The organism is Oceanimonas pelagia, assembly GCF_030849025.1.
Lineage (GTDB): Bacteria > Pseudomonadota > Gammaproteobacteria > Enterobacterales > Aeromonadaceae > Oceanimonas > Oceanimonas pelagia.
This window is the reverse complement of the sequence record NZ_CP118224.1, coordinates 1,495,217-1,516,744: the sequence shown is the minus strand read 5'-3', so window position 1 is coordinate 1,516,744 and position 21,528 is coordinate 1,495,217. Positions and strand designations below refer to the sequence as shown.

Below are 21,528 nucleotides of genomic sequence, written 5' to 3'. Positions count from 1 at the left end.
AAAACCCGGCACTGATGATAAAGGAGTGGGTGCCAAAAAAACAGTATAAACAGTAATATGATTACTCCTTTAGGCCCCCCACAAGGCATGGCGACGCGCGTTGATCGAGATCAAGCCAGTCCCTGAATACTCCTTCAAACAGGAAACAAACCCCCATGAGAGAGCGACTCACCGGTCCCAAATTGGTGCAAATTCTGTTGGTCATGGCTGTTTTGTCCGCCGCCTTCTGGTTGCGGACCTGCAGCGATGAGCAGGAAACGACTGAATCCGTCACGGAAAAATTTGATTATTGTGATATAGCTCACGAAAAGTGCGCCATTGAACAGCATGGCCTGACCGCCGCGGCCCGTTTGCTCGGGGGAGGGGTTCAGGCGGAAACACCTTTCAAGCTGGAGCTGAGCCTGTCGGATCCGACGGCCAGGGTAACGCACAGCGTGCTGGAAGGGGACACCATGTACATGGGCACGCTGCCGGCGCTGCTTCAGCCCGCAGGCGAGGGGCAGTGGCGGGGGCAGGCGCTGGTGGGCAGCTGCACCGAGGCCCGCATGCTCTGGGCCTGGGTGGTGACAGTGGAGCATCAGGGGCAGACGCTGACCTATCGGTTTTTGTTTGAAGTGCGCCACTGACGGCACAGTCTGTGCCGGCCCGTCAATCCGGCATGTTCCGGCCTCCGCCGGAGTATGCCGGAATGCGCTGACACGGACCTTATTGCCGATAACTGGATTTATCGGCATTATGCCACCCCATGTTTTATCGGCCGTTTACCTCTGATGATCATGCCGCCCGTTTTACCCCTGTTTGATGCCCCCCAGTATCTGGAAGAGGGCAACAGCGCCGTTAACCAGCACATTGCCGACATTACCCTGAACCGGGTGCCCGATGCGGCCTTTATCTATGAACATGCCGTGGACTGGTTGCTGGAAAGCCGCCACAGCGAAAATAACTACAAAACCTACCGCAGCGAGCTCACCACCTTTTTGCACTGGTGCCTGGAGGTGGAGCAGATCTCGCCAATTGAGGTGACCCGGCGCACCATGAACCGCTACGTGGATTATTGTCTGGCGCCGCCCGGGGCGCTGATTGCCTATCGCAACGTGGCCCAGTTTGTGGCCGACAAGGAGCTGGGCGAGCGCCGACCCAATCCGTTGTGGCGGCCGTTTCTGGGTAAAAAGACCAACGGCACCGAGCAGCCGTACCGGCTCAGCGACAAGGCCCTGAAAACCAAGATGGCCGTATTGTCTTCCTTTTATGCCTACCTGATTAATGAAGAAGTCACCGAGCGCAACCCGGCCACCATGTGGATGCGGCACAGCCGTTTTGGCTCGCCGGCACCGGTGACCGCCCGGCTTGGCGAAGAAGACGAGGTTCGGGTATTCAGCGATCTGCAATGGTCCTATGTGATGAGCACGGCACAGGCCCTGGCCGAGGCATCACCGGAACGCCACGAGCGCACCCTGTTTCTGGTGTCGCTGATGTACGGCTGTTACCTGCGTATTTCCGAAGTGGCGGCCCGTCCCGGCTTTTCGCCGGTGATGAGCCAGTTTCGGCGGGATGCCAAAACCGGAATATGGAGCTTTTACATTCCCGTCAGCAAGGGCGGCAAAAAGCGTACCGTGGCGGTATCCCGGGAGCTGCTTGACGCTCTCAAGCGCTACCGGGGATATCTGGGATTATCGGCGCTGCCGGCACCCAACGAAGCCATTCCGCTGTTTGTCCGTCACCGGGCCGCCGGGCGCGGCCGGGAACAGGGTCTTGTCAACGCCAACCTGGGTATTCGCCAGTTGCGCGAATTGCTCAACGAACTGCTGGCCGCCGCCGCCGATGCCGCCATGACCGATGGCTTTGATCAGGACGCCGCCGAGATGCGCACGCTCACGGTACACAGCATTCGCCACACCGGCATCACTCACGACATCAACTACAACGGCCGGCCGTTGTCCCATGTGCAGGCCGATGCCGGCCATGACAGCATCGACACCACGTCGCAATACCTGCACACCGGCAAGGTGGAGCGCTATGAAAGCGCCGTCAACAAGCGCCTGGATCGGTTGCGGGAATAACACCCGCAGCCGGGTGCCTTGGTGGGCACACACCGGCATCCTGGCCGACACAGCCCCGATGACGTTGCTCACACACCACTTCGCATAATGTATATTATGTTAAATAAGGTATTCTTGAGTTCAATGCCGAGCTGGCTTTTGTGGGTTTCAGTCAAAAATGAGATCTTTACAGTGCAGTGAGATCTTTCACCCTGGCCAACTCAAACTCTCCATCTGGCCCTTGTACCGTTTCCGCGCTTTGGCTCGAATGGCGGAGTGATGTATTCACCCGTTTTATTTCAATCCAAGGAGCAGTTATGTACGTATTGATGGATATCATGGTGTCACCCGGTGGTGTTGGCGTGTCGGTGTCGCCCTACGTGGCCATGTGCCAGCAGATTTTTGAGGATGCCGGACTCACCCACACCATGCACGGTTACGGCACCAATGTGGAAGGTGAATGGGACCATGTGATGGCGGCGGTCAAACGCTGCCATGAAGTGCTGCACGATGCCGGTGCCGTACGCATTACCAGCCATATCAAGCTGGGCACCCGCAACGACCGGGAGCAGACCATGGCCGACAAGGTCATCAGCGTGCAGCAAAAGCTCAACAGTTAACGGCTGAGTCACGCCAAAGAGCCGGTATGCGGCTCATTCGTTTCATGAAACAACATCAGGGCGCTTGGCCGAACGCTGCATGGAGGCCGAGCGGCGTTCGGGTGAGGCAACCCTGATGTTGCTTTGCAGGCTCATCATTCAGCATTTTATGCTGGCGAGTCTCAAATATTCCCGGTGCTGTATTCGCGAGTGCAGACATTTATTCTGTCAGACGCACTGAAACCGCCCATTTGTTTACTTGCGGTCATGGGCTGATTAGACTCTGGCTTTTTCATGCCATGATAAGCGGCAAGGAGACTCCGTTGCGCCTGATTGCCAGTCTGCCCTGGTACGATTTACCGCCGGCCCGGACCGGGCTGAATGCCTTCTGGCGTGTGCTGCGAAGCGAGCTGGAACCCATCAGCGCCCTGCCCTTGCCCGATGCCCTTGAGCGTACCATGCCGCTGATGGAGCAATGGTTTCATGCCGGTTTGCTGCTCAGCCAGTGCTGCGGACCGGATCTGTTTACCCCGGCGGCCCGCTATCTGGTGCCGGTGGCACGGCCGGTATTTATGAATCTCGACTGCGCACCCGGGGATTACTACAGCCATATCGTCACCATCCATCGCAGCCTGCCGGCCCGGCCCAGGCTGGTGGTCAATTCACCCAGCTCGCGCTCCGGCTGTGCGGCCCTGTATGAATGGCTGCGCCGGCAACAGATCGAGCCCGGCGCCGTGACCATCAGCGGCGCCCATGCCACCAGTCTTGAACGCCTGCGGAATGGCGATGCCGATGTGGCCGCCATCGATGCTCACAGCTGGCCGCTGCTCAACACGCCAGGCCTGCGCATTATCGGCCGCAGTGCACCCGCGCCCTCGCCGCCTTTTGTTATGCACCAGGGCGCGCCATTCAGCCGGGCACAACTGCAGCATGCACTGCACACCGCCATTGCCGGCGCCGGTGAAGCCATTGGCATCAGCGGGCTGGTCAGTTCCGGCCGGGAGGATTACACCGCCGTTCACGCCGAGCCCGCTAAACGGCAAACCGGCTGCGCCGAACTGGCCTGAGAATATTGCCGGTGCGGCTGTATCGGGCGCCCGGCTGCAGTATACTGGCCGCCATTGACCCCAAGAACGAGTGAACCAGTGCAACCACTGAGCCCGGCCGAGCTGGCCCCCGCATTTTCCTTACCGAATATCACCACCCTTGATGACGCGGCTCCCCTGCCCTTCAGTGCCCTGCAACAGCGGGCCGACTCGGCCTTTGCCACCCTGGCCGGGCTGAACGGCGTCAATCCCATTTTGCTGCTGAACGGCTTCGCCGGCCTGGACGTGGAAGAGCTGGTGCAGGATCTGGTCAAGCGGCACGCCAATCACGCCGATCTGTTCGACCTCTGTTATGCGGAAAACCTGCATCATCCGCAAAAACCCATCTGGCTGCGGCTCAAGGCCGGCACCGGCATTGAGTTTTGCGAGCTGGTGGGCCAGTTGCTGGAGTTGAGCTCCCGCCATCTGGAAGCAGAGCACATCGTGGAGCGCATCCTCAAAAAGCAGGAGCGGGATGAAAAGGTGGCCGACTATCTTTCGAGCCTGGCCCGGCACGTGGCCGCCGGCGGCGGCTTCAGCCACCCTGTTCTGATCAACCTGATGGTGCACCGGCACGACCATAGCATTCCCATCGTGCATGCCCGCCAGTTCACTCCCGAGCAGCTGTTTGGCGCCATTCACTTTCAAACCGAGCAGGGCTCGGTGTTCAGCCATCATCACCTGCTTGAGCCCGGTCTGATCCATCAGGCCAATGGCGGTTATCTGATCGTGCCCATCGAGGAACTGCTGGAGCAGCCTTCGCTGTGGTTCCGGCTGAAAAACGCCCTCGCCACCCGGCGGGTGGAATGGAGCCGGCCCGGCGAGATGGCGGCGTTTTACTTTCAGCCCGAGCCGCCGCCCCTGGATGTGCACCTCATTCTGGTGGGCGATCGCCTCGCCGTGGCCGAGCTGCACCTGCTCGACCGGGAGCTCGACACCCTGGCATTTCTGCGTGCCGACATCATTCCCGAATGGGATGCGGTGGCCGATCTGCCGTCCTACCTGGGCTACCTCTCCCACCTGCGGCACAAGCACAGGCTGCGCAACATGGACGCGGGCGCCGTGGCCCGGCTGTGCCGCTACGGCAGCCGCATTACCGAGCACCAGCACCGGCTGTCGCTGGTGGAAGGCCAGCTGGTGGCCATGATGCAACTGGCGGATGTCATTGCCGCCCGTGAGCACAGCGAGCTGGTTACCGAGCGCCATCTGCGCCTGGCCCAGGAAGAGCAGGATCAACGCCTCAACTTTCTGGTGGAGCAGTCGGATCTGGGGGTGCGCGACGGCCAGTACCTGATCCAGACCCAAGGCCGCGAGGTGGGCCAGATCAACGGCCTGTCGGTGATTCAGATTGCCGGTCATCCCTACGACTTCGGCGAGCCGGTGCGCCTCACCGCTACCGTGCACCTGGGCGACGGCGATGTGGCCGACATCGAGCGCAAGGCCGATCTGGCCGGCCACATTCACGCCAAGGCGATGATGATTATTCACGGCTACCTGGCCAACCTGTTTGGCGCCGAGCATCCCTCGCCGCTGTCGGCCAACCTGGTGTTTGAGCAGTCCTACCACGAGATTGACGGCGACAGCGCCGCCCTGGCCGGACTCTGCGCCCTGCTCTCGGCGCTGGCGCGGGAGCCCATTTACCAGCATTTCGCCATTACCGGCGCGGTGGATCAGTTTGGCAATGTGCTGCCGGTGGGCGGCGTCAACGAAAAAATCGAGGGCTTTTACCGGCTCTGTCGCCTGCAGGGGCTCACCGGTGAGCAGGGGGTGCTGATCCCGGCCAGCAACCGGCTGCAGCTCAACCTGTCGGATGAGGTGGCCGAGGCGGTGGCCGAGGGCCGTTTCCATATTCATCCGGTGGCCCGGGTAGAAGACGCCATCGCCCTGCTGATGGGCTGTGAAGCGGGCAAGGTGGATGATCCCTACACTCTGTTCGGCCGTATTCGCGAACGGCTGGACGACCTCAACGGTCATAATATGGAAAGCGGTTTCTGGCGCCGGTTGTGGCGTCGTTAAGAGATCGGACTTGTCGGGCGCACAGCCGTTCGCTAAAGTGTCGCCAATTTTACACCCGGGCCCAGAGCCCGATGAAAAAACGGAAGAGTGGAATGCCTTCACAAAAAGAACTGGGTAAACACAGCTTTACCAGAGAAGAACTGCTGGCCTGCAGCCAGGGCGAGTTGTTTGGCCCCGGCAACAGTCAGCTGCCCGCCCCCAACATGCTGATGATGGACCGCATTGTGCACATCAGCGACGAGGGCGGCGAGCACGGCAAGGGCGAGATCCTGGCCGAGCTGGATATCACTCCCGACCTGTGGTTTTTTGACTGCCACTTCCCCGGCGACCCGGTCATGCCCGGCTGCCTGGGCCTGGATGCCATGTGGCAGCTGGTGGGTTTCTTCCTGGGCTGGAAAGGCGGCCCCGGCAAGGGCCGTGCCCTGGGCGTGGGTGAAGTGAAGTTCACCGGTCAGATCCTGCCCACCGCCAAAAAGGTCACCTACAAGATCACCCTGAAGCGGGTGATCTGGCGTAAGCTCATCATGGGCATCGCCGACGGCGTGGTGGAAGTGGATGGCCGTCCCATCTATGAAGCCAAGGATCTGAAAGTGGGCCTGTTTACCGACACCTCCACTTTCTGATTTAAACGGTGATAAAGAAAACGAGAAGGCCCCGCGGTTGCGGGGCCTTTTTTGTTGATAATGAATGCTCGTTTATTTGATGAAGAGGCCGGAACCTTTGTCTTCCATGGCATCTCGCCAGCCACCTAACCAATGGCCCTTGGCGTCAAAATCGGTATAGGGGCACTGCTCTTTGGAACGTCCACTGACTCCAGCTTGGTAACCGCGGGTGCGCGCTCTTTCCAAACGGTCACGTTTTTGTCTCTTCATAGGTATTACCCTCGTTTAATCAACAAAAAGTGCGCGGCCTATCAACCTGCCGCTCTTTAGAAATAGATGAGTTGCAGCGCGTTAACAAGGGCTGATTTCTGAGCATAGGGTAAGCCGGTGTTTTAGCGACTGATATTTATGAAGTTTTGATGAAAAAAGAAAACACCGAAATGTGATCTTGATCGCGTTGAAGGGGGCGTCCCGGTGGATGAAGCCGGGGCCATTCCGGCCTTGAGCCGGGAGCCCGGTGGCGAAGCGGCACGCTTGCCCATAAAAATGCCGGCTTCTGGAGCCGGCATGACTGAGTGGCTGTGGCAGAAAAAACAGCGTTAACCCGCCGCCAGCTCCTCCAGCTCTTCCCAGCGGGCAAAGGCCTGCTCCAGCTCGGCCTCCACCGTCGCCAGCTGCTGCAGTTTTTCCTGGGTTACCGCTTCCGGCTGAGTGAAAAAGTCCGGACCGTTGATCTCTTCCTGCAGGGTTTCAATCTGCTGCTCCAGCTGCTCAAGGCGGGCCGGCAGGCCGTTCAGCTCCTGCTGCTGTTTATAAGACAGCTTTTTACCTGACGAGGCCTTGGGTTTCTGGATCTTGGCGGTGGCCGGCTTTTCGGTTTTTTCCGGCACCGGCGCGGCTTCGGTCTGACGGGCCCGCTGGGCCAGCATGTCCTGATAGCCGCCCACAAATTCATCGATACCGCCCTGGCCGTCAAACACCCAGCAGTGGGTGGCGGTGTTGTCGATAAAGTCCCGATCGTGGCTGACCAGCAGCAGGGTACCCTGATAATCGGCGAGCAGCTCTTCCAGCAGCTCCAGGGTTTCCACGTCCAGATCATTGGTGGGCTCGTCGAGCACCAGCAGGTTGCTGGGTTTCAGAAACAGCCGGGCCAGCAGCAGGCGGTTTTTCTCGCCGCCCGACAGGGCCTTCACCGGGGTGCGGGCGCGCTTGGGCTCGAACAGGAAGTCCTGCAGATAACCCAGCACATGGCGGCTCTTGCCACCCACTTCCACTTCCTGCTTGCCGTCGGCCAGGTTGTCCACCACGGTGCGCTCGGGGTCAAGCTGCTCCCGGTACTGGTCAAAGTAGGCCACATCCAGCTTGGTGCCGCACTTGAGCGTGCCCTGTTTGGGCTGCAGCCTGCCCAGCAAGAGTTTTATCAGGGTACTCTTGCCGCAGCCGTTGGGGCCGACCAGGGCGATTTTGTCGCCCCGTTGCACCAGGGCGGAAAAGTCCCGGATCAGCGGCTTGCCTTCATAGTCAAAACTCAGGTGCTCGGCTTCGAACACGATTTTGCCCGAGCGGCGCACGTCGTCCAGGGTCACGGAGACCTTGCCCAGGCTTTCCCGGCGCTGGCTGCGCTCGTTGCGCAGCGCCTTGAGTGCCCGTACCCGGCCTTCGTTACGGGTGCGGCGGGCCTTGATGCCCTGGCGGATCCAGGCTTCTTCCTGAGCTAGGCGCTTGTCGAACAGGGCGTTTTGCTCCGCTTCCACCCGCAGGGCTTCTTCCTTGTTGACCAGGTAATCGTCGTAATTGCCCGGCCAGCTCGACAGTTTGCCCCGGTCGAGATCGAGAATGCGGGTAGCCATCTTGCGAATAAAGGCGCGGTCATGGCTGATAAACACGATGGCGCCACGGAATTCCACCAGAAAGCTTTCCAGCCAGGCGATGGCGTCAATGTCCAGGTGGTTGGTGGGCTCGTCCAGCAGCAGAATATCGGGGTCGTTGGCCAGCGCCCGGGCCAGGGCCACCTTGCGCAGCCAGCCGCCGGACAAGTCCTTGAGCCGGGTGTCGCCGTTCAGACCCAGCAGGGTCAGGCTCTGGTTGATGCGGGTGTCAAACTGCCAGCCGTTGGCGTGCTCCACCTGCTCCTGCAGCCGCATCAGCTCGTTCATGGCCTTGTCCGAGCCGTCGTGGCCGACCTTTTCCAGCTGGTGATGGTAGCGGGCCAGCAGCTCGCCCAGCTCGGCCAGGCCGGCGGAGACATAGTCGAACACCGTCTGATCGTCGTCCACCTGGGGCGGATCCTGCTCCAGGCGGGCGATCACCACGTCCTGCTGCACCTGGCGACGGCCGTCATCAAGCTGAATGTCGCCGGCGATCACCTTCATCAGGGTGGATTTGCCGGCACCGTTGCGGCCGACAATACACAGCCGCTCGCCGGCCTGAATGTTAAGCTCTACCCCGTCCAGCAGCGGCGCGTCGCCGTAGGCCAGCAGGGCGTTTTGCAGGGTCAGCAGACTCATGAATTTTCCCGGTTAAATGCGATAAGGTCATCGGCGCTGAAGGGCCAGTCCAGCTCGGCGCCATCGGCCCGGCGCAGCACCGGAATGCGAATGCGGTAGGCGTCCAGCCACTGGTCGTTGTCGATGATGTCTTTTATTTCGGCGTTGACGGCCAGCCCGGTCTGCTCCAGCAGAGTCCAGGCCTGTTCGCACAGGTGGCAGCCATCGGTGGAAAACAGCGTCAGGCTCATTGTGCACTCCAGCGAATTTCCCAGCAGTTGTGGATTTGCGGATTGCGGGCAAAGTCTTTCGGCAGCGTTGAGCGGGTGATGTCCTTCGCCTCCAGCCCCAGCGCGGCCAGACCGTCAACGTCCATTTTGAAGTTGCGCTTGTTGTTGGAAAAGATCAGCAGCCCCCCCTTGCGCAGGTGCCTGCTCAGCAGGTGCAGCAACGCGATGTGATCCCGCTGCACATCAAAGCTGTCTTCCATACGTTTGGAGTTGGAGAAGGTCGGTGGATCGGCGAAGATCAAATCGTAATCGCCGTCGGTGTGGCTCAGCCAGCTCAGGCAGTCGGCCTGTACGAACTGATGGCGACGCCCACCCTGACCGTTGAGCTGCATGTTGCGCTCGGCCCACTGCAGGTAGGTCTTGGACATGTCCACCGTGGTGGTGGAGCGGGCGCCGCCCAGGGCCGCATGCACGGTGGCAGTGCCGGTGTAGGCAAATACATTGAGCACATCCTTGCCGCTGGCCAGTTCCCCCAGGCGTTTGCGAATGGGCCTGTGATCCAGAAACAGGCCGGTGTCCAGGTAATCATGCAGGTTCACCAGCAGCCGGGCGTTATGCTCCTGCACTTCCATCCACTGTTCGCGCTTGTCGAGCTTTTCATATTGCTCATTGCCCTTCTGGCGGGTACGGACCTTGAGCACCACCTTGTTGCCGGGCACGCCGGTGACCGTCATGGTGGCCTGCACCAGGTCAAAGAAACGGGCACGCGCCTTGTGCTCGGGTACGCTCTTGGGCGCGGCGTATTCCTGAATGACCAGATGATCCTGGTAACGGTCGATGGCTGCGTTGTATTCGGGCAAGTCGGCGTCGTACAGGCGGTAGCAGTCGATGCCCTCGCCCCGGGCCCACTTGTCCAGGGCCTTGATGTTCTTGGCCAGGCGATTGGCGAAGTCTTCCGCCAGCGGCCGTGCCGGCCGGGCGTCTTCGGCCACCAGGTAGTTACGCAGCTCGCAGGCCAGGGCGCCGTTAAACAGCTTGTAGGTTTTTTCCGGGCGCAGGCGCAGGCAGCTGAGCAGCTCGGGGGAGCTGGAAATCAGGCTGACGTGCCAGCCCCTGAACCGCTCCCGCAGGGTGTCACCCAGGCCCTGGTGCAGGCCCAGCAGCGACGGGAACTCGCTCAGGCGCTCGCCATAGGGCGGGTTGGAAATCAGCCAGCCCGGTTGCTCGCTCGGGTTTTGCAGCTCACCCACGGCCCCTTGAGTAAAGTGGATCAGGCGCTCTACCCCGGCCGCCTCGGCGTTTTCCCGGGCAAAGGCCAACACCCGCTGGTCCTGATCAAAGCCATAAAGCACGGCACTGGCCTTGTTCAGGCCGCGGGTAGCGCGCACCGTGGCCTCGGCGTGCAGACTCTGCCACAGCTCCCGGTCGTGACCGGACCAGGCCATAAAGCCAAAACGCGGGCGCAACAGTCCGGGCGCCTGATCGGCGGCCATCAGTGCGGCCTCAATCAGCAGGGTGCCGGAGCCGCACATGGGATCCACCAGCGGGCTTGTGGTATCCCAGCCGCTGCGCAACAAAATGGCGGCGGCCAGATTTTCCTTCAGCGGTGCTTCCCCTGCCTGCTGACGGTAACCGCGCTGGTGCAGGGCAGGACCGGACAAGTCTAGGGTAATGCTCAGCCGGTCCCGTTTGAGGTGGGCCAGAATGCGAATGTCGGGAAAGCGCTTGTCCACGCTGGGACGCTCGCCCCGGCGCTTGTTCAGCCGGTCGACAATGGCGTCCTTGATCTTGAGGGCGCCGTACTGGGTATTGGTAATGGCGCGGTTGCTGCCGGAAAAGTCCACCGCAAAGGTCTGGCCCTGCTGAATGTGGGTTTCCCACTCCACGTTGCTGGCGCCCAGATACAGGTCCATGTCGTCGCGCATGGGAAAGTCGGCCAGCTGCAGCATGATGCGCGAGGCCAGCCGCGACCACAAACAGGCCCGGTAGGCCACGTCCAGCTCGCCTTCAAAGGCAACACCGGCCACGGTTTCCTGCACTCGGCTGGCGCCCAGGGCTTGCAGTTCATCGGAGAGTAAGGATTCCAGCCCCTTGGGGCAGGTAGCAAAAAACGGCAGCATAATCACGCATGGTCAAACAAAAGAGAGGGCACATTATACATGAGTGGTAATGCGATTTCTGCGGATTAATGGTGGGCGGGCGGGTACCGGGTGAGCAAAATAAAGGCAATGTGAGTGACAGGCAAACATACTGCTGCTTTAACCAGCAAACAAAATAAAGTTTCAATCAAGGGCTTGCGTTCAGTGGGCCGGATCACTAGTATACGCCACCTGAGGACGCGGGATGGAGCAGCCTGGTAGCTCGTCGGGCTCATAACCCGAAGGTCGTCGGTTCAAATCCGGCTCCCGCAACCAGTTCTCAGACAGTGTACGTTGATGTGTTACCGGCCGCGGGATGGAGCAGCCTGGTAGCTCGTCGGGCTCATAACCCGAAGGTCGTCGGTTCAAATCCGGCTCCCGCAACCAACCGGTCAACACCAGCGACACAATGGCATTATCAGTTATCGGCGCGGGATGGAGCAGCCTGGTAGCTCGTCGGGCTCATAACCCGAAGGTCGTCGGTTCAAATCCGGCTCCCGCAACCAACTGATATTGCAAGCATCAAAAAGTGATTACACCGGCCGCGGGATGGAGCAGCCTGGTAGCTCGTCGGGCTCATAACCCGAAGGTCGTCGGTTCAAATCCGGCTCCCGCAACCAATCCGGTGAACAGTCACTCCCCTGCTTTCAGATAGATTCCCCCCGAAAAATACATACGCCGGCATCATCAGCCGACGCGGCGCATTTCCTGTACCTGCATGTCTGCTTCCAGGCTGAACAGCCTGTCGTTCATTACCTTGATGGCGCCAAACACCGGTAATTTCTTTGACTCACTCAGCACCACGTCTGCCGACAGGGAAATGCACAAGGACGCCGACGGCGAGGTTTCCACCACCATCATGGTCAGATGACGCTCTCCACAGTCGAGACCAATCAGCTCACCCAACTGGGGCTGGTGGTAGTCGGCCTGAGGCTCAAAAAACCAGCTCTGGGGCATCAGCGGCTTGTAGAAGCGGGCCACGGCCACACCGTTCAGTGCCGCCTGAATTCGCCGTGAGGGCGTGGCCACACAGCTGAGTTTGTCGAGAAAGGTATAATACAGCCCGGTGTCTTCCACCGAGAAATTTTGCCGCAGGTCACCGGCGCAAATCAGTTTATGTTGTAAATAGGGAGTGGCAAACAGCATGTCTTCTCCCAGATCCAGCATCAGGTGCCGGTCTGCGCCGACAAACCAGCACCACTGATCATTTGGTTGTAGCAGCATTCACGCACCTTGTGAAAATAAAGAAATGTCCCCAACGCTCTAAATATATATTGAATTTAGCGGTTGGGGGCAAATAATTATCACAGCTTACAGATGGCTCGCCAGGTTTTGTACCAGTTTCGGGCCATGATAAATAAAGCCGGAATAAACCTGCACCAGGCTGGCGCCGGCGGCCATTTTTTCCCGGGCGGCGGTGAGCGAGTCAATGCCCCCTACCCCGATAATGGGCAGCTTGCCGTCGAGCCGGCGTGACAGCTCGGCAATGACCCGGGTGCTCTTGTTCTGTACCGGGCGGCCGCTGAGCCCGCCCGCTTCCTGGGCGTGGGGCAGCTCAAACACCAGCTCCCGATCCAGAGTGGTATTGGTGGCGATCACACCATCGATATTAAAACGCACCAGGCTGTCGGCGATCTGCTCTATTTCCGCTTCATTCAGATCCGGCGCTATCTTCACCACCAGCGGCACCTGCCTGTGATATTTCCCGGCCAGTTGCGCCTGTTTTTCTTTCAGGGATCCCAGCAGATCGTCGAGGGCGTCGCCATATTGCAGCGAACGCAGATCCGGCGTGTTCGGAGAAGAAATATTTACGGTAATGTAGCTGGCGTGCTCAAAGGACTTTTCCATGCAGATCAGGTAATCGTCCTTGCCGTGCTCAATGGGAGTGTCCTTGTTTTTGCCGATATTGATGCCGAGAATGCCCGTGTAGCGGGCGTTTTTCACGTTCTCGATCAGGTAATCGATGCCCCGGTTGTTGAACCCCATGCGGTTGATAATGCCTTCGGCGGGCTTGACCCGAAACAACCGGGGTTTGGGATTGCCGTCCTGGGGACGGGGGGTGACCGTACCCACTTCCACAAAACCAAAGCCCATGGCAGCGAAGGCGTCGATACACTCGCCGTTCTTGTCGAGGCCCGCGGCCAGGCCCACCGGGTTGCTGAAGGTCAGCCCCATCACGGTCACCGGGTTGTGAATGGCCGGACGACGGTACAGGGCTGCCAGCGGCGTGCGCTGGGTTTTGGCCAGGGCCTTGATGGTCAGCTCGTGGGCATGTTCGGGATCACACTGAAACAGCAGGGGTTTTACCAGGGAGTACACGTTTTGCTTCCTTATAAAAAAGCCCCGGTCATGGCCGGGGCTTTTGTCGTGGCCACCTGATCAGGCGGCGTTCACACAATTGAGATGCAGCAGGTTCAGCTCGCGCAGGGCGACGGAAAACTGGGCGAATTCATGACTGCCGGAGGTTTTGAAGTCTGCCAGCAGATGTCGCCAACGATTGAGCAGCTGCTCATGCTCATCAAGCCACTGGGCGAGCATGGTAGCGCATTCCCCTTTTCCTTTACAGTTTTTCAGCACCACCGAGGTGAGGCTGCGCTGCTGAAAGTCCAGATCCTCCCGGAAGGCCGCCCGGGCCAGGGCCTGCCAGTGGTTGCCCACCGCCTGCTGATTGATCTGATCCAGGAACCAGTGCAGCTCCAGCGCCGCCCCCAGATGGAAATAGACCTGGGCCGCGCCCCGAATGTCCTGCTGGTGCTCATGGCTGATCTGGGCCAGATCCAGCGCCGAGAACAGCGAGCTCATGTGGGTGATCCGGGCCGCCAGCGATTCGGGAACTCCCTGCTCCACCAGCCGTGCCACTTCCTGCTGGTGCTCGGCCACTTCGCTGTCCACCATCACCTCGTACAGGTGCTCGCCCAGAGTATCGTAGGCGGGCTTGAACTGGGCGATGGTTTCTTCCAGCCCCTGGTTGCGGTTGCGGTTGCGCAGGAACCAGCGGGTGGCCCGGCGCACCATGCGGCGGGCCTGGTAGAACATCTGCAGTTGCAGCTCGGCCGGCACCTGGTTGTCCAGCGCCTCGATGTCGCGCAGCAGCTGGTTCATGCCGAACACTTCCCGGGCAATCATAAAGCTCACGGCAATGTCGCCGATGCCGGCACCGGTTTCATCGAGCATGCGGTTGGCAAAGTTGCAGCCCATGTCGTTGACCATGATGTTGGCCAGCCGGGTGGCGATGATCTCGCTGCGCAGCGGGTGTGCCATCAGCGCCTCGCCAAAGCGGGCTACCAGCTTCTCCGGCATGCTGTCCGGCAGCAGCCGGGCGATAAAGTCATTGTTGGTGATCTCGGGAATATTGAGCATGTCCTTCAACACCATCTTGCCGTAGGCCACCAGAATGGCGAGCTCCGGCCGGGTCAGGCCACGGTTGGCGGCCATGCGCTCGGCCAGCTCCTCGTCGCTCGGCAGATATTCCAGCCCGCGATCGAGGCTGCCTTCCCGCTCCAGCCAGTGCATAAAGCGCTGGTGCTCCTTCAGTGCCTGGGCTCCCCTGTGCTGGGTGATGGAGATGGTCTGGGACTGACGGTAGGCGTTGGTCAGCACTATGTCCGCCACCTTGTCGGTCATGTCAAACAACAGCTGATCCCGGTGCTTCTGGGTCAGCTCGCCCTCGGCGACCAGCTTGTTGAGCAGGATCTTGATATTGACTTCATTGTCGGAGCAGTCCACACCGCCCACGTTGTCGGTAAAGTCGGTGTTGATGCGTCCGCCCTTGCTGGCATATTCGATACGACCGAGCTGGGTGCAGCCCAGGTTGCCGCCCTCGCCCACCACACGGGCTCGCAGCTGGTCACCGTTAATGCGCACGGCATCATTGGCCCGGTCGCCCACGTCGGCGTCGGTCTCCCGGCGCGACTTGATATAGGTGCCGATGCCGCCGTTCCACAGCAGATCCACCTGGGCCATCAGCAGCTGGCGAATCACCTCGGTGGGGGTAAGGCTGGCCTTTTGCGTGCCCAGCAGCTTCTTCATCTGGGGCGTCAGCGTGATGGCCTTGGCGGAGCGGGCAAAGACGCCGCCGCCTTCGGAAATCAGTGACTTGTCGTAATCGTCCCAGGTAGTGCCGGGGGTGGTGAACAGGCGCTGACGTTCTTCATAACTGCTGGCAGCATCGGGATCGGGATCGATGAAGATGTGCTGGTGGTTGAAGGCGCCCACCAGCCGAATGTGTTTCGACAGCAACATGCCGTTGCCGAACACATCGCCGCCCATATCGCCAATGCCGACACAGGTAAAGTCGGTGGTCTGACAGTCGATGCCCAGCTCGCGGAAATGGCGCTTGACCGACTCCCAGGCCCCCCGGGCGGTGATGCCCATTTTTTTGTGATCGTAGCCCACGGAGCCACCGGAGGCGAAGGCATCCCCCAGCCAGTGGCCGTATTCGGCGCTGATGCTATTGGCAATGTCGGAGAAGGTGGCGGTGCCCTTGTCGGCGGCCACCACCAGGTAGTAGTCGTCTTCGTCGTGGCGTACCACCTGTTTCGGCGGAATCACCTCGCCGTTGACGATGTTGTCGGTCACGTCGAGCAGGCCGCGAATAAACAGCCGGTAGCAGTCCTGGCCTTCCTTCAGGAAGGCGGCCCTGTCCCCTTCCGGCAGCTGCTTGCACACGAAGCCGCCCTTGGCGCCCACCGGCACGATCACGGTGTTTTTTACCTGCTGCGCTTTTACCAGGCCCAGCACTTCAGTGCGGAAGTCTTCCCGGCGATCGGACCAGCGCAGACCGCCCCGGGCCACCTTGCCCCAGCGCAGATGCACCCCTTCCACCCGCGGCGAATACACGAAGATCTCGTATTTCGGCAACGGCAAGGGCATGTCGCTGATGGACTCGGGGGCCAGCTTGAAGGAAATGTAGTCCTTGGCGCGGCCATCGGCGGCGGGCTGATAGAAGTTGGTGCGCAGGGTGGCTTCAATCATTTCCATGTAACGGCGAATGATGCGGTCGTCGTCCAGATTGGCCACCTTGTCGAGCTCTGCCAGCATTTCCTGGTGCAGGGCCTGCAACTGCTTGGCGCTTTGCCTGCGGGCGGGCGACAGCCGTTGTTCAAACAGGGTAAACAGCAGGCAGGCCAGGTGCGGATAGCGGGACAGGGTTTCTTCGATGTAGGCCTGACTGAAGGTGACCCCGGTCTGACGCATGTAGCGGGCGTAGGCACGCAGCACGCTCACTTCCCGGCCGGTCAGCCGGGTGGCCAGCACCAGGCGGTTGAAGCCGTCGTTTTCCAGCTCGTTGTGCCAGATCTGGGCAAAGGCCTGCTGAAAACGCTGCTGGCTGGCGTCGAGATCGAGCGGACCGCGCGGATGCAGCATGGAGAAGTCGAGGATCCAGAAGGTTTCCTCACCGCAGTCGATTTCGTAGGGGGTTTCTCCGATCACCCGCAGTCCCATGTTTTCCAGCATGGGCAACACGTCGGACAGGTGAATGGGCTCGGCCCTGTGATACAGCTTCAGGCGCACCCGGTTGGAGTCCTGGCCCTGCTCCTGGGCCCGGTAGAACAGCATGCCCAGCCGGTTGTCGTCGCTGAGCGCTTCCAGCTGCTCGATGTCGGCCACCGCCGAGCCCGGCATGACGTCTTCGGTATAGGCACGGGGAAAGGCCTGATGATACTTGGCCTTGAGCCGGTTGCCCTCGGCTTCGCCAAAACTGGCAGACAGGGCCTGCTCGAGCTTGTCTTCCCAGCTGCGGGCGGCTTCAATCAGATTTGACTGGATCTCGTTCACATTGATGTCCATGGTGTTGTTCTGCACGCGGATCAGGTAGTGAGTGCGGGCCAGCACCCCTTCCGAGAAATAGGTGGTGAACTCCACTTCCTCATCCGAGCCGAAATAACGCTGGAAAATGCGCTGGGTTTTTTCCCGCAGAGCGGTGTTGTACCTGTCCTTGGTGACATACACCATGCAGGAAAAGAAACGGCCAAACAGATCCCGGCGCACAAACAGCCGGGTCATGTCCCGCTCCTGCATGCCCAGCACGCCCATGCCGATCTCCAGCAATTCGTCTTCCCGGGCCTGGATCAGTTCGTCGCGGGGATAGGTTTCCAGAATGTTGAGCAGCGCCTTGTAGGCGTGGGAGCCGGCTTCCAGCCCGGAGGCATTGATAATGCGCTTGAGCTTGGCACCGATCAGGGGAATCTGCATGGCGCTGGTGTTGTAGATGCTGGAGGCATACAGGCCGATAAAGCGGTCTTCGCCGACGACATTGCCCTTGCTGTCGAAGCGCTTGATGCCGATGTAGTCGATATAGGCGGGTCTGTGCACCCGGGACTTGTGGTTGGTTTTGGTCAGCACCAGTATGTTCTTGCTGAGCGCCTCTTTTTGCGCGGTGGGCGTCAGGGTGCTCAGGCGCAGGCCGTCGCCGTGCTGAATATGGCGCATCAACCCCAGGCTGGTGTCGTTTTCCGGCACCAGCTCGTAGTCGCCTTCGATGGCGGAGATATGATAGCGGCGGTAACCCATCAGGGTGAAATTGTGATCCGCTATCCAGCGCAGGAACGACATGTTTTCTTCCGCTTCTTCCCTGTCGTGCTGTTTCAGCTGGGCCGGCAGCGCCTCGATCACCTCGTTGAGCCGCTTCACCATGGGCTGCCAGTCATCCACCGCCAGTGCCACTTCCTCCACCACCGACAGCAGTTCGTCACGCAGTTGATCGCGCTTTTTCTTCTCGGGCTGGCGGTCGATTTCAATCAGGAAGGCGGTTTCCACCCGGTTTTGCTGGGCCTTGTCCTTACTGGACAGAATACGCTCCAGCCGGCCTTCCTGGTTTCGCACCAGGTGCATGGGCTGGTGCAGCATCAGGTGTGCGGTAATACCCAGCCGGGTCAGGGCCATACGAATGGAATCCACCTGAAAGGGGGCGTCGCGCAGCACCAGCTCGACGATGGTATGAGGCGACTGCCAGCCGTGGCGGGACAGTTCGGGGTTGTACACCTGCACGTGGGGAGTGTCATCGGGACGGGTTTCAAAGTCGTTCCACAGGTTGATGGCGGCACCATAAAGATCGCTGTCGTTACGATGGTGCAAATCATCATGGGTCATGCCGCTGTAGAGTTTGCGGACAAAGGTCTGCACCAGGGGGGCGGTATGTTCGGGAAATTTTTCACCGACCAGGTGTTCGACATTTTCCAGCAGCACGGAAGTGGTGGCATCATTGAAAATCATGGTTTCGGATTCCTCGAGACAGGCATGGACCATGGAGAAAAGGGTAGCCAATGGGGCAGTCGTTTGACCCCTTGGAATGGGCCCAGTGTATGCCCGGCACCAGGGGAAAGCGAGGCATGAACGGGGAAAGAATGCTAAAAATATCGACCGGATCACTGCCGGGCAGAATATATACAACGGCTTTTGAAAATAACTGAATTTATATTCTTAAAGACGGCATATTTTCCTGGTTAATATTTTTTAACACCGCCCGAAAATAAAAAAGACGGGCACTCAGGCCCGTCTTGTCATCCCTCCACACGCTGCAATTGCTGCAGGGCATTGCTCTCGTTCAGCACCACTTCAAAGCGGCCGTTCAGACCACCATGCCCCACAAAGCGCCGGAAATGGTGCAGCGGCAATTGCAGCCGCAGTCCCTGCTCGGTCATTACCGTCAGCGCCGATACCCGGCCGGTGTAATAGCGCTGCAGCTCGGAGGCAGAAATGGCCAGCCGAAAGCGAAGTCGCCGCATCAGTCCAGGGCCTTGCTGATCTTTTCGAACAAATCCCGGGACAGGTCCGGCAACGCCATCAGCCGTTGGAGCCGTGCCCGGATCAGTGCCTGGCGGGCATCATCCAGCCGGCGGAACTGAATGAGCGGCGTCAGCAGCCGGGACGCCACCTGGGGGTTGCTGCGGTTAAGCTGCTCCAGCACCTCCACCAGCAAATCGTAGCCGGCGCCGTCGAGACGGTGGAACTGCACCGGGTTGCCCTGGCTGAAGGCGCCGATCAATGCCCTCACCCGGTTGGGATTGGTCAGGCTGAAGGTGGGGTGGCCCATCAACTCGCGTACGCGATGCAGGGTATCGGCCCCCGGGGCCGTGGCCTGCAGACGGAACCAGTTATCCAGCACCAGGCCGTCGTGACGCCATTTTTGCTCAAAGTCCGCCAGCATGGCGTGGCGGCAGCCGAGCTCGCCGCGCACCGCGGCGCGCAGGGCCCCAAGCGTATCGGTCATGTTGTCGGCACCGTCGTACTGGCCGGCTACCGCCTGTTCGGCACCGGTCAGGGCCAGATAGCCCAGGGCGGTGTTTTTCAGCGAGCGGCGGGCCATGTCGTGATGATCAATCCGGTATTCCGGCGTCAGATTGTCGTCGAAGGCCTGTTGCCAGGCGGGCATGAGCGCCTCGGCCAGCTCCCGGGCCAGATGACGGCGTACCTCGGCCAGCTGCTCAATGTCCACCTGCTCAAACAGCTCAAGCAGGCTGGCCAGATCCGGCAGGGTCAGCATTTCGGCCTTCAGTGCCCGATCCAGGTTGTCGTCTTCCAGGGTGCAGCGAAACACGTCCAGCAGGCTGCGGGGCAGCACCAGGGGCTCCCCCCGCCGGCACAGCTCGACATTGCGGCGCACGGTTTCGTTTACCAGCATCTGCACCGCATCCCAGCGAACAAACTCGTCCAGGCTGGCACGGGCCAGCAACGACAGCTGCTCGTCGCTGTAGGGATAATCCAGCTTCACCGGCGCCGAAAAGCCCTGCAACAGGGCCGGCACCGGGCGCGACGGCACCTGCTCAAACACAAATTCCTGCTCCCGTTCAAGCACGTCGAGCACCGAGTCCACCGAGCGGCCGTTCATCATCAGCGGCAGCGGTTCACCCTGGCCGGTATACAGCGCCAGACTGAGAGGAATGTGCAGGGGCAGCTTTTCCGGCTGATCCCGGGTCGGGGGCGTGTGCTGAGTCACGCGCAGAGTATAGCGGCCGGTGGCGGCGTCATAATCGTCCCGTACCGTCAGTACCGGGGTGCCCGACTGGCCGTACCAGCGTTTGAACCGGGTCAGATCCCGGCCACTGGCTTCGCTCATGGCGGCAACAAAATCGTCGCAGGTGGCTGCCTGGCCGTCATGACGCTGCAGATACAGGGCCAGCCCTGCCTGAAAGGCCTGCTCACCCAGCAGGGTGTGCAGCATGCGAATGACTTCCGCCCCCTTTTCGTATACGGTCAGGGTGTAGAAGTTGTTCATCTCGATCACCGCATCGGGGCGGATCGGGTGCGCCATGGGCCCGGCGTCTTCGGCGAACTGGGGGCCGCGCAGAATGCGCACATTGTGAATACGGTTCACGGTGCGAGACCCCAGATCGGACGAAAACTCCTGATCCCGGAATACCGTCAGACCTTCCTTCAGCGACAGCTGAAACCAGTCCCGGCAGGTGACCCGGTTGCCGGTCCAGTTATGAAAGTATTCGTGACCGATCACCCGTTCCACGTCCAGGTAGTCGTCGTCGGTGGCGGTCTGGGCATCGGCCAGCACGAACTTGGCGTTGAACACATTCAGGCCCTTGTTTTCCATGGCCCCCATGTTGAAAAAGTCCACCGCCACTATCATGTAGATGTCGAGATCATACTCCAGGTTGCAGCGCTGCTCGTCCCAGCGCATGGAGGCCTTGAGGCTGTCCATGGCGTGGCCGGCCCGGTGCAGGTTGCCCTTGTCGACGAAAATTTCCAGCGTCACCTCACGGCCGCTGTGGGTGGTGTAGCGGTCGCGCAGCACATCGAAGTCCCCCGCCACCAGGGCGAACAGGTAGGCGGGCTTGGGAAAGGGATCCTGCCACTGCACCCAGTGGCGGCCGTCGTCGAGCACCCCCTGCCCCACCCGGTTGCCGTTGGACAGCAGATAGGGACAGGTAATGGCGTCGGCGGTAATGCGGGTAGTGAAACGGGCCAGTACATCGGGCCGGTCCAGGTAATAGGTGATACGCCGGAAACCCTGGGCTTCGCACTGGGTACAGTAGGCATTGCCGGACTTGTACAGACCTTCCAGAGCGGTGTTGGCGGCGGGGTTGATGCGGTTTTTAATGGTCAGCACGAATTCCTGAGGCACCTGGGGCAGCACCAGGCTGCCTTCACCCTGCTCGTACTGGGTGGTTTCCACACCGTTTATCGAGACCGACAACAGCTCCAGCTGCTCACCGTCCAGCACCAGCGGCTCGTTGTGCTCACCGTTGCGGCGCACCCGGCTGATGGCCACCACCTCGGTGGCGGAATCGTGCAGCTGAATGTCCAGATCCAGGGTGTCAATCCAGTAATGGGGCGGCTGATAATCGTCGCGATATTGCACCTGAGGTTGGCTTTGGCTCAT

The 21,528-nt window shown here is 60.3% G+C and carries 15 protein-coding genes and 4 tRNA genes; 10 read left to right on the top strand and 9 right to left on the bottom strand.

Features of this window, described 5'->3' with window-relative positions; genetic code table 11:
* Positions 1-155: 155 nt before the first annotated feature.
* The 6 genes from PU634_RS07185 (at position 156) to fabA (ending at position 6,362) form a co-directional block, all read left to right on the top strand.
* Positions 156-626, top strand: a complete 471-nt coding sequence (locus PU634_RS07185) for a hypothetical protein (RefSeq protein ID WP_306763375.1) — start codon at positions 156-158, stop codon at positions 624-626.
* A 144-nt stretch (positions 627-770) separates the two neighbouring features.
* A complete protein-coding gene (locus PU634_RS07180) occupies positions 771-2,060 on the top strand; it encodes a tyrosine-type recombinase/integrase (RefSeq protein WP_306763374.1) in 1,290 nt (429 codons plus the stop codon).
* 296 nt (positions 2,061-2,356) lie between these two features.
* Positions 2,357-2,659 (top strand): MTH1187 family thiamine-binding protein, encoded by a 303-nt coding sequence (locus PU634_RS07175; RefSeq protein ID WP_306763373.1) that lies wholly within the window; start codon positions 2,357-2,359, stop codon positions 2,657-2,659.
* A gap of 302 nt (positions 2,660-2,961) precedes the next feature.
* Positions 2,962-3,705 carry a phosphate/phosphite/phosphonate ABC transporter substrate-binding protein gene (locus PU634_RS07170; protein ID WP_306763372.1) on the top strand — a complete coding sequence of 248 codons (744 nt, stop codon included), beginning with the start codon at positions 2,962-2,964 and terminating at the stop codon, positions 3,703-3,705.
* A 78-nt stretch (positions 3,706-3,783) separates the two neighbouring features.
* Positions 3,784-5,739 carry an AAA family ATPase gene (locus tag PU634_RS07165; protein ID WP_306763371.1) on the top strand — a complete coding sequence of 652 codons (1,956 nt, stop codon included), beginning with the start codon at positions 3,784-3,786 and terminating at the stop codon, positions 5,737-5,739.
* A gap of 92 nt (positions 5,740-5,831) precedes the next feature.
* The gene (gene fabA, locus PU634_RS07160) at positions 5,832-6,362 is read left to right on the top strand and encodes a 3-hydroxyacyl-[acyl-carrier-protein] dehydratase FabA (RefSeq protein WP_014292546.1); all 531 of its coding nucleotides are present in this window, start codon (positions 5,832-5,834) and stop codon (positions 6,360-6,362) included.
* Positions 6,363-6,434: 72 nt separating this feature from the next.
* Here fabA and rmf read toward each other — a convergent pair whose 3' ends face one another.
* From rmf to rlmKL, 4 genes are all read right to left on the bottom strand, one after another.
* Complete coding sequence (gene rmf, locus PU634_RS07155; RefSeq protein WP_107852562.1) at positions 6,435-6,611, bottom strand: ribosome modulation factor; 177 nt, start codon at positions 6,609-6,611, stop codon at positions 6,435-6,437.
* Positions 6,612-6,940: 329 nt separating this feature from the next.
* Positions 6,941-8,848 (bottom strand): ATP-binding cassette ATPase Uup, encoded by a 1,908-nt coding sequence (gene uup, locus PU634_RS07150; RefSeq protein WP_306763370.1) that lies wholly within the window; start codon positions 8,846-8,848, stop codon positions 6,941-6,943.
* Complete coding sequence (locus PU634_RS07145) at positions 8,845-9,078, bottom strand: glutaredoxin family protein (protein WP_306763369.1); 234 nt, start codon at positions 9,076-9,078, stop codon at positions 8,845-8,847. The genes uup and PU634_RS07145 overlap by 4 nt, the downstream gene beginning before the upstream one ends.
* Positions 9,075-11,177: a bifunctional 23S rRNA (guanine(2069)-N(7))-methyltransferase RlmK/23S rRNA (guanine(2445)-N(2))-methyltransferase RlmL gene (gene rlmKL, locus PU634_RS07140; RefSeq protein WP_306763368.1), complete on the bottom strand. Its 2,103-nt coding sequence runs from the start codon at positions 11,175-11,177 to the stop codon at positions 9,075-9,077. The genes PU634_RS07145 and rlmKL overlap by 4 nt, the downstream gene beginning before the upstream one ends.
* Before the next feature lie 217 nt (positions 11,178-11,394).
* Between rlmKL and PU634_RS07135 the strand changes: the two genes are divergently transcribed.
* From PU634_RS07135 to PU634_RS07120, 4 genes are all read left to right on the top strand, one after another.
* A tRNA-Met gene (locus PU634_RS07135) sits at positions 11,395-11,471 on the top strand.
* 34 nt (positions 11,472-11,505) lie between these two features.
* Positions 11,506-11,582, top strand: a tRNA-Met gene (locus PU634_RS07130).
* Positions 11,583-11,624: 42 nt separating this feature from the next.
* Positions 11,625-11,701, top strand: a tRNA-Met gene (locus PU634_RS07125).
* 37 nt (positions 11,702-11,738) lie between these two features.
* Positions 11,739-11,815: transfer RNA gene (locus PU634_RS07120), tRNA-Met, on the top strand.
* 67 nt (positions 11,816-11,882) lie between these two features.
* Here the strand turns inward: PU634_RS07120 and PU634_RS07115 are convergent.
* The 5 genes from PU634_RS07115 to pepN all read right to left on the bottom strand — a co-directional run bounded on the left by PU634_RS07115 (position 11,883) and on the right by pepN (position 21,528).
* Positions 11,883-12,419 carry a cell division protein ZapC gene (locus tag PU634_RS07115; protein WP_306763367.1) on the bottom strand — a complete coding sequence of 179 codons (537 nt, stop codon included), beginning with the start codon at positions 12,417-12,419 and terminating at the stop codon, positions 11,883-11,885.
* 87 nt (positions 12,420-12,506) lie between these two features.
* Complete coding sequence (gene pyrD, locus PU634_RS07110; protein WP_306763366.1) at positions 12,507-13,514, bottom strand: quinone-dependent dihydroorotate dehydrogenase; 1,008 nt, start codon at positions 13,512-13,514, stop codon at positions 12,507-12,509.
* 60 nt (positions 13,515-13,574) lie between these two features.
* Entirely contained in the window at positions 13,575-18,410 is a 4,836-nt protein-coding gene (locus PU634_RS07105) for an NAD-glutamate dehydrogenase (RefSeq protein WP_306763365.1), read from the bottom strand.
* A gap of 287 nt (positions 18,411-18,697) precedes the next feature.
* Entirely contained in the window at positions 18,698-18,922 is a 225-nt protein-coding gene (locus PU634_RS07100) for a DUF2835 family protein (RefSeq protein ID WP_306763364.1), read from the bottom strand.
* A complete protein-coding gene (gene pepN, locus PU634_RS07095) occupies positions 18,922-21,528 on the bottom strand; it encodes an aminopeptidase N (RefSeq protein WP_306763363.1) in 2,607 nt (868 codons plus the stop codon). The genes PU634_RS07100 and pepN overlap by 1 nt, the downstream gene beginning before the upstream one ends.

What these genes read in the sequence shown, in the direction of transcription:
- uup (WP_306763370.1), bottom strand. Translation starts at nt 8,848, where the DNA reads ATGAGTCTGCTGACCCTGCAAAACGCCCTGCTGGCCTACGGCGACGCG.
- fabA (WP_014292546.1), top strand. Translation starts at nt 5,832, where the DNA reads ATGCCTTCACAAAAAGAACTGGGTAAACACAGCTTTACCAGAGAAGAA.
- PU634_RS07185 (WP_306763375.1), top strand. Translation starts at nt 156, where the DNA reads ATGAGAGAGCGACTCACCGGTCCCAAATTGGTGCAAATTCTGTTGGTC.
- PU634_RS07115 (WP_306763367.1), bottom strand. Translation starts at nt 12,419, where the DNA reads ATGCTGCTACAACCAAATGATCAGTGGTGCTGGTTTGTCGGCGCAGAC.
- PU634_RS07100 (WP_306763364.1), bottom strand. Translation starts at nt 18,922, where the DNA reads ATGCGGCGACTTCGCTTTCGGCTGGCCATTTCTGCCTCCGAGCTGCAG.
- PU634_RS07105 (WP_306763365.1), bottom strand. Translation starts at nt 18,410, where the DNA reads ATGATTTTCAATGATGCCACCACTTCCGTGCTGCTGGAAAATGTCGAA.
- PU634_RS07175 (WP_306763373.1), top strand. Translation starts at nt 2,357, where the DNA reads ATGTACGTATTGATGGATATCATGGTGTCACCCGGTGGTGTTGGCGTG.
- pepN (WP_306763363.1), bottom strand. Translation starts at nt 21,528, where the DNA reads ATGAGCCAAAGCCAACCTCAGGTGCAATATCGCGACGATTATCAGCCG.
- PU634_RS07145 (WP_306763369.1), bottom strand. Translation starts at nt 9,078, where the DNA reads ATGAGCCTGACGCTGTTTTCCACCGATGGCTGCCACCTGTGCGAACAG.
- rmf (WP_107852562.1), bottom strand. Translation starts at nt 6,611, where the DNA reads ATGAAGAGACAAAAACGTGACCGTTTGGAAAGAGCGCGCACCCGCGGT.
- rlmKL (WP_306763368.1), bottom strand. Translation starts at nt 11,177, where the DNA reads ATGCTGCCGTTTTTTGCTACCTGCCCCAAGGGGCTGGAATCCTTACTC.
- PU634_RS07180 (WP_306763374.1), top strand. Translation starts at nt 771, where the DNA reads ATGATCATGCCGCCCGTTTTACCCCTGTTTGATGCCCCCCAGTATCTG.